Consider the following 267-nt stretch of genomic DNA (forward strand, 5'->3'; position numbering starts at 1 on the left):
AGAAATATCTCCAGGACAAGCATCCTGAAGTGAAAACCGTGGCCTATGACAGCTACCAGAACGCAATTATCGACCTGAAAAATGGCCGTATCGATGGCGTATTTGGCGACACCGCGGTCGTGAATGAGTGGCTGAAAACCAACCCGCAGCTGGGTACAGCGACGGAGAAAGTGACCGATCCGCAGTACTTTGGTACCGGCCTCGGCATCGCGGTACGTCCGGATAACAAAGGCCTGCTGGAAAAACTGAACGGCGCGCTGAAAGCGA

General features: G+C 53.9%; 1 pseudogene. It reads left to right on the forward strand.

Annotated elements, in window-relative coordinates:
• Nucleotides 1-267 (forward strand): annotated as a pseudogene (gene artJ / locus B4920_RS26510) (ABC transporter substrate-binding protein ArtJ); the annotation flags it as partial.

Origin of the sequence: Zoogloea sp. LCSB751 (assembly GCF_002028455.1) — a bacterium.
Taxonomy (GTDB): Bacteria; Pseudomonadota; Gammaproteobacteria; order Burkholderiales; family Rhodocyclaceae; genus Zoogloea.